This is a genomic window from Vreelandella populi (assembly GCF_003989825.1).
Taxonomy (GTDB): domain Bacteria; phylum Pseudomonadota; class Gammaproteobacteria; order Pseudomonadales; family Halomonadaceae; genus Vreelandella; species Vreelandella populi.
In genome coordinates, this window is the sequence record NZ_RZHE01000012.1 from 157,409 (window position 1) to 172,854 (window position 15,446).

At 52.5% G+C, this 15,446-nt stretch carries 16 protein-coding genes, 1 tRNA gene and 1 other RNA gene; 11 read left to right on the forward strand and 7 right to left on the reverse strand.

All coding sequences use genetic code 11. From position 1 onward, the window contains the following. Window positions 1-211: 211 nt before the first annotated feature. The 3 genes from betA to betI all read right to left on the reverse strand — a co-directional run bounded on the left by betA (window position 212) and on the right by betI (window position 4,093). Complete coding sequence (gene betA, locus ELY25_RS12945) at window positions 212-1,900, reverse strand: choline dehydrogenase (protein ID WP_126951691.1); 1,689 nt, start codon at window positions 1,898-1,900, stop codon at window positions 212-214. Window positions 1,901-1,995: 95 nt separating this feature from the next. After that, complete coding sequence (betB, locus tag ELY25_RS12950; protein ID WP_126951692.1) at window positions 1,996-3,465, reverse strand: betaine-aldehyde dehydrogenase; 1,470 nt, start codon at window positions 3,463-3,465, stop codon at window positions 1,996-1,998. A gap of 13 nt (window positions 3,466-3,478) precedes the next feature. After that, window positions 3,479-4,093, reverse strand: coding sequence for a transcriptional regulator BetI (gene betI / locus ELY25_RS12955; RefSeq protein WP_185856257.1), 615 nt, complete (start codon window positions 4,091-4,093; stop codon window positions 3,479-3,481). Between the two features lie 226 nt (window positions 4,094-4,319). Between betI and ELY25_RS12960 the strand changes: the two genes are divergently transcribed. From ELY25_RS12960 to ffs, 3 genes are all read left to right on the forward strand, one after another. Then, on the forward strand, window positions 4,320-5,216 hold the full coding sequence (locus ELY25_RS12960; protein ID WP_422822384.1) for a choline ABC transporter substrate-binding protein: 897 nt from the start codon (window positions 4,320-4,322) through the stop codon (window positions 5,214-5,216). A 91-nt stretch (window positions 5,217-5,307) separates the two neighbouring features. Beyond that, window positions 5,308-5,384: transfer RNA gene (locus ELY25_RS12965), tRNA-Met, on the forward strand. A gap of 57 nt (window positions 5,385-5,441) precedes the next feature. Continuing rightward, window positions 5,442-5,538: signal recognition particle sRNA small type (gene ffs, locus ELY25_RS12970), an RNA gene on the forward strand. Between the two features lie 215 nt (window positions 5,539-5,753). On the opposite strand, the gene ELY25_RS12975 is transcribed toward ffs, so the two are convergent. Both ELY25_RS12975 and ELY25_RS18110 read right to left on the reverse strand, forming a co-directional pair. Further along, a complete protein-coding gene (locus ELY25_RS12975; RefSeq protein WP_126951694.1) occupies window positions 5,754-6,542 on the reverse strand; it encodes an SDR family oxidoreductase in 789 nt (262 codons plus the stop codon). A 5-nt stretch (window positions 6,543-6,547) separates the two neighbouring features. Continuing rightward, on the reverse strand, window positions 6,548-6,721 hold the full coding sequence (locus tag ELY25_RS18110) for an SDR family oxidoreductase (protein ID WP_126951812.1): 174 nt from the start codon (window positions 6,719-6,721) through the stop codon (window positions 6,548-6,550). Window positions 6,722-6,978: 257 nt separating this feature from the next. Between ELY25_RS18110 and ELY25_RS12985 the strand changes: the two genes are divergently transcribed. Further along, a complete protein-coding gene (locus ELY25_RS12985; RefSeq protein WP_126951695.1) occupies window positions 6,979-7,455 on the forward strand; it encodes a LabA-like NYN domain-containing protein in 477 nt (158 codons plus the stop codon). A 167-nt stretch (window positions 7,456-7,622) separates the two neighbouring features. Here ELY25_RS12985 and ELY25_RS12990 read toward each other — a convergent pair whose 3' ends face one another. Continuing rightward, window positions 7,623-8,366, reverse strand: a complete 744-nt coding sequence (locus tag ELY25_RS12990; RefSeq protein WP_126951813.1) for a Crp/Fnr family transcriptional regulator — start codon at window positions 8,364-8,366, stop codon at window positions 7,623-7,625. 229 nt (window positions 8,367-8,595) lie between these two features. After that, a complete protein-coding gene (locus tag ELY25_RS12995; RefSeq protein ID WP_126951696.1) occupies window positions 8,596-9,042 on the reverse strand; it encodes an Rrf2 family transcriptional regulator in 447 nt (148 codons plus the stop codon). 234 nt (window positions 9,043-9,276) lie between these two features. On the opposite strand from ELY25_RS12995, the gene ELY25_RS13000 reads away from it, so the two are divergent. The 7 genes from ELY25_RS13000 to ELY25_RS13030 all read left to right on the forward strand — a co-directional run bounded on the left by ELY25_RS13000 (window position 9,277) and on the right by ELY25_RS13030 (window position 15,390). Then, window positions 9,277-9,705, forward strand: coding sequence for a DUF488 domain-containing protein (locus tag ELY25_RS13000; RefSeq protein WP_126951697.1), 429 nt, complete (start codon window positions 9,277-9,279; stop codon window positions 9,703-9,705). A 15-nt stretch (window positions 9,706-9,720) separates the two neighbouring features. Continuing rightward, entirely contained in the window at window positions 9,721-10,506 is a 786-nt protein-coding gene (locus ELY25_RS13005; RefSeq protein ID WP_185856259.1) for a DUF3750 domain-containing protein, read from the forward strand. A gap of 117 nt (window positions 10,507-10,623) precedes the next feature. Further along, window positions 10,624-11,187, forward strand: coding sequence for an Lrp/AsnC family transcriptional regulator (locus ELY25_RS13010; protein WP_312845183.1), 564 nt, complete (start codon window positions 10,624-10,626; stop codon window positions 11,185-11,187). Then, a complete protein-coding gene (locus tag ELY25_RS13015) occupies window positions 11,117-12,826 on the forward strand; it encodes an aminotransferase class V-fold PLP-dependent enzyme (protein WP_236995735.1) in 1,710 nt (569 codons plus the stop codon). The genes ELY25_RS13010 and ELY25_RS13015 overlap by 71 nt, the downstream gene beginning before the upstream one ends. Further along, the gene (locus tag ELY25_RS13020; RefSeq protein WP_126951698.1) at window positions 12,823-14,292 is read left to right on the forward strand and encodes an NAD(P)-binding domain-containing protein; all 1,470 of its coding nucleotides are present in this window, start codon (window positions 12,823-12,825) and stop codon (window positions 14,290-14,292) included. The genes ELY25_RS13015 and ELY25_RS13020 overlap by 4 nt, the downstream gene beginning before the upstream one ends. Before the next feature lie 28 nt (window positions 14,293-14,320). Further along, entirely contained in the window at window positions 14,321-14,815 is a 495-nt protein-coding gene (locus tag ELY25_RS13025; RefSeq protein ID WP_126951699.1) for a CMD domain-containing protein, read from the forward strand. Continuing rightward, window positions 14,812-15,390, forward strand: a complete 579-nt coding sequence (locus ELY25_RS13030; protein ID WP_126951700.1) for a peroxidase-related enzyme — start codon at window positions 14,812-14,814, stop codon at window positions 15,388-15,390. The genes ELY25_RS13025 and ELY25_RS13030 overlap by 4 nt, the downstream gene beginning before the upstream one ends. Window positions 15,391-15,446 lie beyond the last annotated feature (56 nt).

A 15,446-nucleotide genomic window follows, 5' to 3' on the forward strand; every position in this document is an offset into this window, starting at 1 on the left:
GGGGCCCGGTAACGGCAATTGCCGGTTGACCATTCTGCCAGTGAAGCGCCACATTATCAGGGTATTCGAACAGATGTTTGAATAGTGGCAGACCAGCGCTATTCAGCGCAAGCGCCATAACATTTTATATAGGCTGTCAGGTACAAAACGCCACGGCGCTAGGCCGTGGCATTGAGGAAGGGAAAAGCGCTGCCGTTTGGCGCGTTACTGCCTAGGCGGCTCGAATGGCGGCGCGTTTGGCAGGAGTGCCATCCGCCACGTAATAGTCGACCTGGGTGCGAGCTAGTGGCTCAAGGCCACGAATGCGGTCGGCAATCTTTTCGGCCAGCATAATGGTGGGTGCATTAAGGTTGCCGGTAGGAATCAAGGGAAACAATGACGCGTCCACCACGCGCAATCCTTCAAGACCGTGTACGCGGCCCTGGCCATCTGTTACGGCCATTTCATCACTGCCCATGCGGCAGCTGCCGCAGGGGTGGTAGGCGGTTTCAGCATGCTGTTTAACGAAAGCATCCAGTTCGGCATCGGATTGCACGTCAGGCCCTGGGGCTATTTCGCGGCCGCGGTATTTATCAAACGCCGGCTGGGCAATGATCTCGCGGGTCAGCCGGATAGCGTCACGAAACTCCTGCCAGTCCTTATCCTTGGACATATAGTTGAACAAAATGCTGGGAGCTGCGTGCGGGTCTTTGGAGGACAGTTGAATGCGACCTCGGCTTTCTGAGCGCATGGAACCAACGTGGGCCTGAAAACCGTGGGCCTGCACCGCGCTTTTGCCGTTATAACTGATGGCAATGGGCAAGAAGTGATACTGCAGATTGGGCCACGCTTCTTCATCGCGGCTGCGAACAAAGGCGCAAGATTCAAATTGGTTGCTGGCGCCTACTCCGGTGCCCTTGAGCAACCACTCGGCACCGATCTTGGGTTGGTTGTACCACTTGAGCGCAGGGTAGAGCGATATGGGCTCCTTGCACTCATATTGAATGTACATCTCCAGGTGGTCTTGTAGGTTTTCACCGACGCCTGGCAGTGCATGAACAGTCTTGATACCTAGCGGTTCGAGTAGTTCGGGATTGCCTACGCCTGAGCGCTGCAGGATTTGTGGAGAAGCAATGGCACCCCCGCAAAGTAGAACTTCCCGCCGGGCACGGACTCTCTGCGTTTGCCCTTTACGCTCGTAACGCACGCCCACCGCACGTTTATCTTCAAACTCGATGATGTCGGTCACTGCGTGGGTTTCAATGGTCAGATTGTCGCGCTGCCTGGCAGCACCCAGGTAACCGCGTGCGGTTGACGCGCGACGCCCCTTGGGCGTGACGAACCGGTCCATGGGGCCAAAGCCTTCTTGCTGGTAGCCGTTAACATCCTGAGTTTCCGGGTAGCCCGCCTGTTTGCCCGCTTCAATAAAAATGCGGTATAGCGGATTGTTGCTTTCTTTTGGGGTGGTGACGCTGACCGGGCCTCCGCCACCGTGGTAGTCGTTAGGACCAATATCGCGGGTTTCCGACTTTTTAAAGTAGGGCAGGCAGCTTAAATAATCCCAATCTTCCAGGCCGAGCTGCTTGGCCCAGTTGTCGTAATCCAGCGCATTGCCGCGGATGTAGCACATGCCGTTGATCAGAGAGGAACCGCCCAATCCTTTGCCGCGACCACACTCCATACGACGGCCATCCATATAGGGCTCAGGGTCGGTTTCAAACGCCCAATTGTAGCGCTTGCCTTGGAGTGGAAAGGCAAGTGCTGCGGGCATCTGGGTACGAAAATCGAATCGATAGTCCGGGCCACCGGCTTCTAATAACAGGACGCTGACATCGCGGTCCTCGGTCAGGCGAGTAGCCAGCACATTGCCCGCCGAGCCTGCGCCGACAATGATGTAGTCAAATTCGCGTGGTTGAGACATGATTTCACCTTGGCAGAGTCGAATAATGAGCCTGAAGGCATATAAAGAGGCGCGTCACTTCTTTATGCCTACCGGCGAAGTTCCATTACTTCGGCTTAAAACACCGACTCAAAGGGGCCCATCTCGATCTGTACGGACTTGGTCTGGGTATAGTGGTTAAGCGTCTCGATGCCGTTCTCCCGCCCGATGCCTGAGGCTTTATAGCCGCCTACCGGCATTTGCGAAGGTGACTCTCCCCAGGTATTGATCCAGCAAATGCCTGCTTCCAGCTGATGAATCACTCGGTGGGCACGGCTCAGGCTTTCACTGAATACCCCGGCGGCTAGCCCGTAGCTTGTGTCATTGGCGCGACGAATGACCTCCGCTTCATTCTCAAAGGCGAGTACTGACATGACAGGGCCAAAAATTTCGTCCTTCACAATACGCATATCGTCCGTGCAATCGGTAAAGACGGTAGGGGCCGCCCAGGCGCCGTTGGCTCTGTCGCCACGCTTCCAGTCCTCACCGCCAATCAGCACTCGTGCACCTTGCTGTTTACCCAGCGCAATGTAGGAAAGCACTTTCTCCTGGTGCTCGAAGCTTACCAGCGGGCCAAAATTGACGCTGGGATCCATAGGGTCGCCCGCCTTGATACGCTTGACGCGCTCGACCAGCTTGGCTTCAAAGTCGTCTTGAGCGCTGCGTTCAATAAACACGCGGGTGCCGTTGGTGCAAACCTGGCCGCTTGAATAGAAATTGGCCATCATGGCGGCATCAGCGGCGCGATCCAGGTCAGCGTCTGCAAAAATAATCAATGGGGATTTTCCGCCTAGCTCCATCGTGACATCTTTAAGCGTGGAGCTTGCCGCGGTGGCCATCACCTTTTTGCCGGTACCCGCTTCACCCGTAAAGGAGACCTTGGCAATGCCTTCATGCTCAGTCAGCATGGCACCTACCCGGCCATCGCCCTGCACCACGTTAAAAACGCCATTGGGTAGACCCGCTTCGGTAAATATCTCGGCGAGCTTGATTGCGCTCAGCGGCGTGACTTCGCTGGGTTTAAATACAACGGCATTGCCTGCCGCCAAGGCAGGCGCAGCTTTCCAGCAGGCGATTTGAATCGGGTAGTTCCACGCACCAATAGCGCCAATAACGCCTAGCGGCTCGCGTCGGGTATACACAAACGAGCTTTCACGCAGGGGAATCTGACTGCCTTCAATGGCGGGCGCTAAGCCCGCAAAGTACTCCAGGGCATCCGCGCCGGTGACGATATCGACGCTTGCGGTTTCGCTAATCGGTTTGCCGGTATTGCGGGTCTCAAGCTCAGCCAGCTCATCGTTACGTTCGCGAAGCAGGGCAACCGCACGCAGCATGATGCGTGAGCGCTCCATGGCCGTCATGGCAGCCCACTGGCGCTGGCCGTGTTTCGCCGCCTCCACGGCGGCATCGACATCTGACTGGCTTGCCTGACCGACGGTGGCCAGCAGACTGCCATCATACGGGTTGGTGACAGTAAAGGTTTCGCCTGAAGTGGCCTCTACCAGGCGGCCGTTAATATAAAGAGGCTGAATATCTTGAGCGGCCATGCTGGTCTCCTGATCAATGATGGGTAACGGGAAGGGCATGTTCATGATGGGCAAGCAGCTGGTCAAGGTAATGGTGCGCCAGTTGGCGCGCTTCATTGGCATCCAGCGCCTCGGGTGCCAACGCACCACGAAGCCATAATCCATCAATCATGGCGGCCAGCCCACGCGCGGCGTTGCGCGCTTCAGGGCGGGGTAAAATGCGCCGAAACTGATAGCATAAATTGGCATAAAGGCGCCGGTCATTGACGTACTGCAAGCGCTGCAGCGATGGTTTGTGCATGCTGCTGGCCCAAAAAGCGAGCCAGGTCTTGGCGGCAGGGCCTGTTACCTGGCTGCGATCAAAGTTGCCTCCGATGATGGCGCCAATATGGGCGCGTGGTGAATTGTCCTTTAACGCCGAACGGCGCGCTGCGACCGCCTCAGAAAGATCCGACAGGATCTGACGCATAGTGGCCTCCAGCAAGCCATCCTTGCCGCCAAAGTAGTGGCTGATAATGCCTGCCGATACACCTGCATGGCGCGCAATTCGCATTATCGTGGCATCGGCAAGGCCCACTTCATCAATGGCCGCCATCGTGGCATCAATCAATTGCTGGCGGCGCACTGGTTCCATTCCCACCTTCGGCACAGCTTATCTCCCGTGACGTTGAATGCCTGTCTTGAAACGTAGGGTTAGGCGTGATTACCTGTATATGCTGTCATTTTTTTATTGAACGTTCAATTAATAAAGATGCGTCTCTATTGGATCTGATGCTTCAGATTAGGGCGTGGCTATAAATAAGCAGTTCTTTTCAAAATTCAGAAGAAGGGGAGTAGCAATGAAGCGTATCTACGTTGGCAGTTTCACTGTATTGATGGCGAGTGCTCTATTACCGGCAGTCGTATACGCAGATGAGTGCTCAAGCATCCGCTTTGCAGAAGTTGGCTGGACCGATATTACCGCGACCACCGCCCTGGCCAGCGAGGTGCTGGAAGCGCTGGGCTATGAGCCACGGGTGGATACCGTATCGGTACCGATTGCGTACGCGGGCATGCGCAATAACGACTTTGACGTCTTCTTGGGTAACTGGATGCCGTCCATGGCATCCATAAGCGACCCTTACATTGAGCGCGGTGATGTTGAACGGCTGACCGCTAATCTTGAAGGTGCGAAATACACGCTGGCAGTGCCTCGCTATGTGTATGAGGCAGGTGTTACGTCCGTCAATGATTTAGCTGACTATGCTGACCAATTCGAACACCGCGTCCACGGTATCGAAGCGGGCAACGACGGTAATGAGCTTATTCAGCAAATGATTGACGATAATGCCTACGGCCTAGGCGACTGGCAGGTAGTGGATTCCAGTGAGGCGGGTATGCTCTCGGAGCTTACAACGCGTATTCCACATCAGGAATGGATGGTTTTCCTGGGCTGGGAGCCGCATCCTATGAACACTAATTTTGATATGGCCTACTTATCCGGTGCGGATGACTACTTTGGACCTGATTTGGGCGGTGCCACTGTGCACACCAATACGCGTTCAGGCTTTGTTGAAGAGTGCCCTAATGTGGGGGCTTTACTGCGTAACATGACCTTTACGCTGGAAATGGAAAATCAGCTGATGAGTGCAATCATGGATGATGGCCTAGACCCGCGTGATGCAGCCAATGCCTATTTAAAAGCCCATGATGATGTGTTGGCCTCATGGCTTGAAGGCGTTACCACAAAAGAGGGCGAACCGGGGCTGCCTGCCGTTCAGGCTGCGCTTTAAGCAATTGGCTATCAGTTTGAAGGGCAAGCCCGTTTGCGGCTTGCCTTTTGTTTCCGAAATAGGCATACTCTGCACCCGCTGATGACGGAAAGGCTACGTAGCTCAGCTGGTTAGAGCACATCACTCATAATGATGGGGTCCCCTGTTCAAATCAGGGCGTAGCCACCACATCACGCTCAAACACATTCGGGAGACACATTTCCTAGAATGTTGTAATGGTGGCCCCTTAGGTCCTCTCGCAACGCGAAACTGCAAACCCCGCCAGGCCCGGAAGGGAGCAACGGTAGTGGTGGATGCGTGTGCCGGGATGTGGCTTTTGGGGCCGCCTCCATTTCTGTCGTTCCCATCTCAAATTGCCATAAATTGCGCTTTTATATCGCATAACCTGCTTTTGTAGTCATTCTACGAAGAGGTGCGCCGCATATGGCTCTGCAAGCCTAGTCACTCACGTCTCAAAGAAAATCTACACATTTAAATATGTTTCCTAAAGGCTAAACCTAGCTGTCTTAGCACACGTCGTACCACAAACCAAACCGTTTAGAACGTGCCAGGATAGGCTCCGCCGTCGAGCAGAATGTTCTGCCCGGTCAGGTAGCCTGCATGCTCACTACACATGAAGGCGCAAAAGGCGCCGAACTCCTCGGCAGTGCCGAATCGCCGGGCAGGCACCCCTTGTGCACGTTGCTCGCGTACCTGCTCAATATCTTGCTGGGTTTTCTCGGCAACATTTTTGAAGTTACCTCGCAGGCGGTCGGTATCGAAGGAACCGGGTAATAGGTTGTTGATTGTGACGTTGTGCGATGCGAGTTGCGGCTGGCGTGCAATACCCGCGACGAAACCGGTCAGCCCGCTGCGTGCGCCGTTGGACAGCCCAAGAATGTCGATAGGAGCTTTCACCGCGGCCGATGTGATGTTGACCACACGCCCGAAGCCATTAGCGGCCATGCGGTCTACCGTGGCTTTGATCAGCTCTATGGGAGTGATCATGTTGGCGTCCACGGCCTGTATCCACTCCTCACGATGCCAGTCGCGAAAATCGCCGGGCGGCGGGCCGCCGTTGTTGTTGACCAAAATATCGACCTGCGGGCAGGCGGCAATCAACGCCTCGCGAACCTCTTCACGCCCGACGTCTCCGGGCACGGAGCGGACCTCAATGGCCGGGTTCAGTGCCCGTAGCGCCTCGGCCGTCTTCTCGAGCACCTCGGCGTTGCGCGAATTGATGGCCAGGTTGACGCCTTCTTTGGCGAGCGCTTCGGCGCAACCTCTCCCTAACCCCTTGCTCGCTGCGCATACCACCGCCCAGCGGCCCGCAATTCCAAGATCCATAATGTCTACTCCTTCTTATTTGATATCCCGTCTTGGCGTGATGAATAGCCACCATCTACCGGTAATAGTATGCCAGTTATAAAGTTGGCGCTCGGTGAAGCGAGGAACAAAGCCAGGCTGGCGAGTTCTGCTGAGCGTTCGCTGTTCTGGGTGAGTGCTGAGGTAAGCTCGGTGGCGATCCATAGCTAAGCTGTAGGTAGCGTTTTTCGTTGGCTGCTACATGCAGTTAAGATGCATTAAGCATTTTTAAGGGCGTAACTAGTGCCGTCAATTTTATTTTAAGCACTACGTTTTCTTCAATAATCCTCCCATAGCGTGTCTACTTAAATTCGGCCCTTATTTTTATTTTGAGTATTCGGGGCAAGTAAAAGCCTCGGTGTCGGGCCTGGATGCTAAAGTAATCAGCCTGATGACTCTTGTGAAAACGATCCGATTTATGCAAAAAGTAGCAATATTTGTTGATGTGCAAAACGTGTATTACACGGCGCGGCAAGCGTATGGCAAAAATTTTGATTACAACAGGTTCTGGTCACAGGCGACCGCCAATAGGCAAATTGTAAAAGCGTTTGCCTATGCAATAGACCGTGGGGATCAAAAGCAAAAGGAGTTTCAACATATACTCCGGGCGATCGGCTTTGAGGTGAAGTTGAAGCCCTTTATCCAGCGATCAGATGGGTCGGCGAAGGGAGACTGGGATGTAGGCATTACGCTTGATGCCATAGAGTATGCGGAACAGGCCGATGTTATCGTATTGGTGTCCGGCGATGGAGACTTTGACATTCTGGTCAGTAAAATGCGTGCTGTGCATGGTTGCAAGGTTGAAGTTTATGGCGTGCCTCAGTTTACGGCCGCTTCACTGATGAATGAGGCCAGCGAGTTTGTGGCAATCGATCATACGCTGCTATTGCGTTAACCCGATGTGGAAGTGAATAGATATTGGAACGGACATCAGTGCCGTGCGCTGGATTTTGGGCGTGAAAGGCTGGGCAGAAATGCCTATTTTGCAACACTCAATGAAGTGCAAAATAGTCGTCTACTGCCAAACAATTCCCAATGCTACCCAAGCAAGAAAGTAAAATATTAAGACGTCGCTTGTTTCTTGATATGCAGGTAAAGGGGGTCAAACTCGCCTGCCTGCTGTATTTTATTCCAGTCAGGCAAGGTCATTTGGCTTTTCTCCGTGCTTATCAACCCGTCTGCGCGCAGCGCTTGATAGACTCGGTTCACGTGGACCGGCGTCATTCCTGTCGCGTCTGCCATTTCCGCCTGGGTCATTGGCATATGGAATGTTTTTTCCTCTGTTAATCCTACCGCTTTCAGACGCAACAAGATTTCACAAAGAAGGTGCGCAATTCGAGCATAGGCCTCGCGCCGCCCGATATTTAAAAGCCACTCGCGAAAGATGGATGCGTGCACTAGCGTTTCACGCCAGAAAGCAGCGGTTAAACGGGGATACTGCTCACATAGCTGGTGCATATCTGAATGTTTTATAAAACCGAGCTTACAGCGAGTTATCGAGGTAATATTTATATCCAGCACATGCAAGTGCAGGCTCTGCAGATCAGGAATATCGCCGGGAACGTGAAGGGCTATTATTTGACGTTTACCCTCGGCGGAGATCTTGTGTACACATGTAAAACCCTCGACGATTAAACAGCACTGGTTTGGCTGATCGCCGACTCTCGCGATATCTTGATTAGCCTCAAGATCTTTTGTTTGGATGGGCAGGCTTAAAAGTGCCTGCTCCTCTTCACTTGTCAGTGTGAAAATGCTCTGCAACTTGCGAATCATTATTTGATGGGGAGAAAGTGGCGCTTGAGCCATATGGAGCTCCATAGATAGCAGCAATGAAGTCCAATGCAACATCGTCCGCTCATATGCCGGTGATCCTAGTATAGCTTTCAGCAAGCGCTGCATACAGGAAGGCAGGCAGACTTCATTAAGAAGGGTAGTTTATTGTAAAAGCTGGGGGGAGGATATACTACCGTTTATCAATGATTTTTGATGAGCAAATACGCAGCATTCAGAGTACGTGAATACTTATGGGTAAGCGCTAAAGGTTAGCGGCAGGAATTTTCATCAATGAGGCAAGGCGGCTGTGCTGGCCGTCTAATAAATCTGCCAGCGTGTAATTATCCAGAGCGTTTAGGAAAGCGTTTAAGGCGTCGTTAAGGATGGGCTTTAAACGGCACGAAGGGGTGATGATGCAGGCGTTGTCTTCACGAAAGCACTCTACCAGCGCCATTTCCTGTTCGGTGTCTCGAACCAAGGCACCTAGCCGGATATGTTCAGGTGCTCTGTTGAGCCAAAGCCCGCCGTGCTTGCCTCGAATTGCTTTAAGATACTCTTTTTGATGTAATTCCTGGACGATTTTCATCAGGTGATTGCGCGAGATTGAAAATGTCTCGGCAATTTCCGTGATGGTGGCACGCTCTCCACCTTTGGTCGCCAGGTAAAGCAAAACGCGGATAGAGTAATCGGTAAAGCGGGTTAAGTGCATGAGATGCCAAGTGTGGGCCAAAAATGCATTGTACGGCGTTTAAAAGGCCTGGGGAATCATCCGCCCCTACCTATCTAAGTAGTACCATGTGATGGTCCGGAACAACTCTTTGGGCTTTTACGTTTTATTAACCCATGACAGATAAATTGCCTGTCAGAGGGGTTAGGATGCGCTAATGGTGATAGATTTTTTGCGTATATCCAATGTATGGAAAAGCTGTCTCAGGGAGGTCGTATGAGCTATGAAATAGCCCTCAAGCGGGTCTATGCCGCGTTTGAAGAAGACGATGGTTCGCGTATTTTAGTCGACCGCTTATGGCCACGTGGAAAAGAGCGCGCATCGCTTTCATTAACAGAGTGGTATCGGGATGCTGCGCCCTCATCGTCACTGCGGCGCGACTACCATGAACAGAAGATCAGCGAAGCTTCCTTTCAAACTCGCTACCGGTTGGAGCTAAAAGAGTCTAACGAAGTACTGTTGCCGCTGATGCGCTATATTAGGCAAGGCAAGCTCACACTGTTGACGGCCTCGCGCCAGCTTGAACAGTCGCATTTGCCGATTCTACGTGAAGCGCTTTTATGCGCTTTGGAAGAAGAAGACCGCGGTGACCGGGAACTGGCATCTTCTCCTTGCTTGTTAAATAGACACCACTCTGATGTCTGACTATTTGAGCTATTCATGACGCTAAAACGTGGGCTTCTCCGCGTGTTTTTACTGGTGCTGATGACGCTTGCCTTGTTGCTGGTAGGGCCTGTGTGGATGCTTGCCAGCGGCGTGATCGTTACTGATGCACACTGGTCAACGCTCGACCGCTCCTCATCCGGGCTGGCGCCGCCGCCTGAACATTCAGCCGACGCGGTAATACAGGTTTATGCTGCCCATACTTATAACTGGCGCGGCGCCTTTGGTGTGCATCCATGGATTGCTATAAAAGAGGAGGGGGCGTCGCACTACCATATTTATCAAGTGATGAGTTGGCGACGTCCGACCGTTGTGGCGGCTGAGGATATGCCTGATCGTGCCTGGTATGGCAATACGCCCTCACTGTTGGCTGATTATCGTGGTGAGGATGCCGCAGCGCTGATTCCGGTTATTGAAGAGGCGATCACACGCTACCCCAGTGCTGAGCGGTATCAGATATGGCCAGGCCCTAATAGCAATACGTTTGTTGCGTGGGTCGCTCGCGAAGTCGAAGGATTTGATGTCACGTTGCCAGTGACGGCAGTCGGCAAGGATTATTTGTTTGATTCATTGTTTGCCCCGGTACCCAGCGGTACCGGCTATCAGCTTTCATTAGGCGGCATGGTGGGGCTATTGGTCGCGCTTGAAGAAGGCATTGAAATTAATTTGCTAGGGCTAGCAATCGGAATTGACATTAAGCACCCTGCGCTTAAGTTACCCGGAGTGGGGCGTTTAGGCATGCCTGCCAATGTTTTAGGTAATGGCCCTTTCGAAAAACAGTGAATCACTAATAAGGACGACATAACTTTATTTTGAGATAAGCCTTTTGGTTATTAATTTATTATTTATGTGCAGCCTTGATAAGGCTGCACTTTTTTTGTGCGCTTAGAAAGCTTAGTAATGAAAAAGCCATACAGAAAAAATCTTTCTCCTGGCTGGTGTATTTTAGAGCGTTATAGAAATATATTCCTATTTAAGCCTTTTAGGAGAAATAAATTGCTTATTGACCGCTTCGATTTGAAAATTATTGAACAGCTTCAGCGTAATGATAACCTTTCTATTGCCCAGCTTGCAGAAGGCGTAGGGCTTTCGGTAACCCCTTGCTGGCGTCGAATTCAGCGCCTGGAAAAAGAGGGCGTAATCGAAAAAAGAATCGCCGTCCTAAACCCTGAAAAGCTTAATCTTGGCTTGACTGTGTTTGTCATGATTAAAACCGATAAACACAATCAAACCTGGCTGGATGCTTTTAAAGAAGCCGTTCAGTCCTTCCCCGAGGTGATGGAAGTTAATCGGCTAGCGGGAGAGTACGATTATTTGCTTAAGGTCATTACGCGCGATAACCAATCGTTTGATGCCTTTTATAAAAGGCTTATCGCTAAAATAGAGCTCAGTAATGTCACATCATGCTTCTCAATGGAACAGGTCAAAAAAACTACCGAGCTGCCACTCGGCGACATCATCTGAGTGGATTGACTATATTCGTGATGACGTGATTGGCGAGGGCGAGGTTATCCCTGGGCCATTTGGACCTCGGCCTCTTCTATACGCTGACTACACGGCATCGGGCCGGGCGCTGGGTATGGTTGAAGAAGCCATGCGACATCAGGTGTTACCGTTTTACGCCAATACCCACACCGAAACCTCCTATACCGGTAAAACCACCACTCAGCTTCGTGAAGCGGCCCGCCAAGCAATAAAGGATTCGGTAGGCGCTGATGCCGACTACGCCGTTATTTTTGCCGGGGCAGGGGCAACTGCTGCGATTAATCGCTGTAGCCATATTCTTGGTCTTCAAACCCCGTCTGAATCCTCATCGAATTCCAGGCCCGTGGTCTTTATTGGGCCTTTTGAACACCACTCCAATGACCTTGTATGGCGCGAGTGTGATGTAGACCTGGTACGTATCCCGCTAACCGAAAGCGGCACGCCCTGCCTTGAGACATTAGCGCTACGTCTTGACGAGTACGCTGACCGCGAGACAAAGGTGGCTGCGTTTTCAGCCGCTTCCAATGTCACTGGTATTAAAACAGACGTTGTCGCATTGGCACGCCTGGTTCACCAGCATGAAGGCATTGTGCTGCTCGATTATGCCGCAAGTGGCCCCTATGTGAGCATCAACGTGGCGGGCACGAGCGAGGGCGATCATATCGATGGAATTTTCTTGTCGCCGCATAAATTCGTTGGTGGGCCTGGGAGTTCCGGCATTCTGGTGATCCGCAAAGCGCTATGCCGTAATCCCATACCTTCCGTGGCGGGTGGTGGGACGGTGTCTTACGTAACGGCTCAGCATCACCGCTATGTGACCAACGTTCAGCGGCGGGAAGAGGCCGGTACACCCGGCATCTTGGGCGATATTCGAGCGGGCTTTGCGTTTCGTATTAAAGACTTGGTTGGCGCTGAAAATATCGAAGCGCGTGAAAGTGAGCTGGTTGAGATGGCAATGGCGCGCTGGCAAACCGTCAGCAATATCCACCTTTTAGGCTCTTTAACCGCCTCTCGCCTGGCCATCTTTTCATTCAACATTAGTGCGGGCGGTCGTGATATTCACCATAACCTGATTGTTGCCATGTTAAATGACCTGTTTGGTATCCAGGCGCGGGGCGGCTGCTCCTGTGCTGGCCCTTATGGTCATGAGCTGCTTTCAATAGACGAAAAAACCGCAGCTGAGCATGAGGATTTAGTCCAAAAAGGTAGAAGCTTATATCGTCCAGGTTGGGTAAGACTAGGTTTTAATTTCTTTTTTAGCAATGAGACCGCTAACTATGTAATATCGGCAGTCGAATTTATTGCCCGCTATGCACCTGTACTGATGAAGCTGTATTCCGTGGATGAAACCAATGGCGTTTGGCTTGCTCGCCATCAAAGCGTCACTCAAGCGCCGACGAATCTCTTGAATACACTTCTGTCGCAAGATACTAGTCAAGAGCCAGCCATAATGGCAGGAAAAGACGATTGCTTTGCACAAGCTCAGCAGCTCGTTGAGCAGGCCAAAGCGCTGCCGTTAGAGGAGAATGCTCAGTTTACAGATGTACCTGTTCGTTGGTTCTGGTGGCCTCATGAAGCGGAGCAGGCTATTCAGGCACAAATCGAGATGACGCAATGACCATGACTCCCTCACTGGCGGGCGCTGGCTTAGAAGCGCTTAATGCCCGCGTTCAATACGACTTGGCATGTCTGAATATTCCACCCGCTAACTGGGTACCTCCCCAGGCGATGGAAGACGGGCAGCCTGTGCATGATGTGGTGATTATTGGCGGCGGGCAGTGCGGCATGGTGGCAGCCTTTGCGCTGCTATCCGGTGGCATCAGCAATATCCGTATTTTCGATCGTAATCCGGCTGGGCTGGAAGGCCCTTGGCTGAACTACGCTCGTATGGAAACCTTGCGTTCTCCCAAAACCTTGCCTGGCCCCAGTTATGGATTTGCATCACTCACCTTCAGGGCCTGGTATGAAGCGCAGTTCGGTAACCCGGCATGGGAAGCGCTGGATAAAATCCCGCGCCCCACCTGGATGGCCTATTTAAGCTGGTACCGCGACGTATTAAAGCTCCCCGTTGAGAATGACGTTAAGGTCGAGCACGTTACGCCCGAAGGTGATTTGTTAAGACTTGAGCTTTCAGGCGCCGGGGCTCCCAGTAAAACCGTGCTTACCCGCAAACTTGTAATGGCGACCGGCCGTGAAGGCACTGGCGCACCTAAAATTCCGGCGTTCGTTAATAACCTGCCCGGCAACGCCTGGTCGCATTCGGCGGATGAGATCGACTTTGCGCGTTTAAAAGACAAGCGTGTGGTGGTGATTGGGGTCGGGGCTTCTGCAGTCGATAATGCAGCAGAGGCGTTAGAGCATGGTGCTCAGGAAGTACGCTTTTTAATTCGTCGCCCTCAGATGCCCACTATCAATAAAATGATGGGCATCGGATCCTTTGGCTTTACCCATGGCTACGCCACGTTACCCGATGAGTGGCGCTGGCAAATTATGCACTATTCGTTTGCCACCCAAACTCCGCCACCCCGCGGCTCCACCTTGCGCGTCAGCCGTCATGACAATGCTCATTTCCACTTTGGCTGTGGTGTAAAAGCCATGCAGATGGAGGGCGATGAGATTGTTATTGAAACCCAGCAGGGCACCGTGCGCTGTGATTATCTGATCCTGGGCACTGGTTTTGAAATCGACCCCCTGGCGCGCACAGAGCTTGCCGGTTACGCCGACCGTATTCTGCTATGGCGCGATTGCTACCAGCCACCCGTCGAGCTTAAGAACGACGAGTTAGGTAACTTCCCTTACGTACAGCGTGACTTTGCGTTCCAGGAGCGTGAGCCGGGAACAGCGCCCTGGTTGCGCAATATTCACTGCTTTAACTATGGCGCGACCGTGAGTTTAGGCAAGGTCAGTGGCGATATTCCGGGGATCAGTGAGGGAGCAAGTTGGTTGGCTGGTGCGATTGCTGCCAATCTTTACCGGGAAGACGTAGAGCGCCACTGGCAACGGCTTGAGCAGTACGACTCGCCTGAATTATTAGGCGATGAGTGGCAAGCAACGCCTTTACCTAATGCGACTGCTAACGCTTAAGTGGCGTATTGAAAAGCAAGGAATAACCATGACTCATGTATTAGAACAAGCGGCTAATGTGCCCACTACTGGTCCGTTGGCAGATGCGCTGGCTGTGCGCCACAAGTTGATGGATTTGACCCAGGCTTCCTACGAAGCGGCTTTATTGCCAGGTGATGCTGGCCAAGTGCCTATCGCTATCAGAGCGGCACTGGCATGCCGTATGGCGCGTATTTGCCAACAGGCGGGCTTGGCCCAGCACTATGCTGATTTATTAGCGGGCTATGGCAGCGATGCGGACCCTTACCAGCTTGCCGAGCCTGGCAACCAGCCACCCGCATCCGAAAAGTGCCTGTCTGCCATGGTGACTTATGTCGACTTAGTCACTCAACGCCCCCGCGATGCCACGAAGGAAGATATCCAAGCACTTAGTGAGGCGGGTATAGAAGAGAGCGATATCGTCCGGCTGGCGGGCCTGGTGGCATTTGTTAACTACCAGCTGCGCGTTGCGGCGGTACTAAGTGTGATGGGAGAAGCTAAATGAGCCGTGTTATTCATAAGTTTACGTCGCGAATCCCCACCTGGCGCCCCTATATCACGCCTATCGATTTTGATAACGCCACGCCTGCCCAGCGTGAAGCGCTTAAAGAAACGCCCTCCAATACTAAAATCTCTGATTATGTGCTGGTGCTGGCGCACGATCCTGAGTCGCTGCGTATTCGTACCTCGCTGTTTAACGGCATTATGTACGATAAAGGCGGACTATCGCGGGATGAGCGGGAGTTAGGCGCGGTGGCTGCCTCCGTCGTCAATCGCTGCATTTACTGCGCGGCCGTTCATGCCCATCGTTATAACAATATCGTGGGCGATGAAAAGGTAATGCAAGATATCTTCTTGCGCGGCAAAGAGGCGGATCTGGAACCCCGCATCAGAGCTATTTTGAAGTTCGCGATGCGCCTGTCCGAGTGTCCACCTAACGTGACCGATAATGACATTCAAAGCCTGCGCGATGTGGGTCTTGAAGATCAGGAAATTGTTGATTTAACGCTATCGACCACGCTGTTTGGCTGGGCAAACCGGTTAATGCATACCCTTGGCGAACCTGTTTCTAACCTCTGATTTTTAAGCCCCGACACTGAAAATTAAAAAAACGTTGGCACACTCTAAGGACTTCC

What these genes read in the sequence shown, in the direction of transcription:
- betB (WP_126951692.1), bottom strand. Translation starts at nt 3,465, where the DNA reads ATGGCCGCTCAAGATATTCAGCCTCTTTATATTAACGGCCGCCTGGTA.
- ELY25_RS12995 (WP_126951696.1), bottom strand. Translation starts at nt 9,042, where the DNA reads ATGCACTTAACCCGCTTTACCGATTACTCTATCCGCGTTTTGCTTTAC.
- ELY25_RS13010 (WP_312845183.1), top strand. Translation starts at nt 10,624, where the DNA reads ATGAAAAAGCCATACAGAAAAAATCTTTCTCCTGGCTGGTGTATTTTA.
- ELY25_RS13030 (WP_126951700.1), top strand. Translation starts at nt 14,812, where the DNA reads ATGAGCCGTGTTATTCATAAGTTTACGTCGCGAATCCCCACCTGGCGC.
- ELY25_RS13000 (WP_126951697.1), top strand. Translation starts at nt 9,277, where the DNA reads ATGAGCTATGAAATAGCCCTCAAGCGGGTCTATGCCGCGTTTGAAGAA.
- ELY25_RS13015 (WP_236995735.1), top strand. Translation starts at nt 11,117, where the DNA reads ATGTCACATCATGCTTCTCAATGGAACAGGTCAAAAAAACTACCGAGC.
- ELY25_RS12960 (WP_422822384.1), top strand. Translation starts at nt 4,320, where the DNA reads ATGGCGAGTGCTCTATTACCGGCAGTCGTATACGCAGATGAGTGCTCA.
- ELY25_RS12990 (WP_126951813.1), bottom strand. Translation starts at nt 8,366, where the DNA reads ATGGCTCAAGCGCCACTTTCTCCCCATCAAATAATGATTCGCAAGTTG.
- ELY25_RS13020 (WP_126951698.1), top strand. Translation starts at nt 12,823, where the DNA reads ATGACCATGACTCCCTCACTGGCGGGCGCTGGCTTAGAAGCGCTTAAT.
- ELY25_RS12975 (WP_126951694.1), bottom strand. Translation starts at nt 6,542, where the DNA reads ATGGATCTTGGAATTGCGGGCCGCTGGGCGGTGGTATGCGCAGCGAGC.
- ELY25_RS13005 (WP_185856259.1), top strand. Translation starts at nt 9,721, where the DNA reads ATGACGCTAAAACGTGGGCTTCTCCGCGTGTTTTTACTGGTGCTGATG.
- ELY25_RS13025 (WP_126951699.1), top strand. Translation starts at nt 14,321, where the DNA reads ATGACTCATGTATTAGAACAAGCGGCTAATGTGCCCACTACTGGTCCG.
- betA (WP_126951691.1), bottom strand. Translation starts at nt 1,900, where the DNA reads ATGTCTCAACCACGCGAATTTGACTACATCATTGTCGGCGCAGGCTCG.
- ELY25_RS12985 (WP_126951695.1), top strand. Translation starts at nt 6,979, where the DNA reads ATGCAAAAAGTAGCAATATTTGTTGATGTGCAAAACGTGTATTACACG.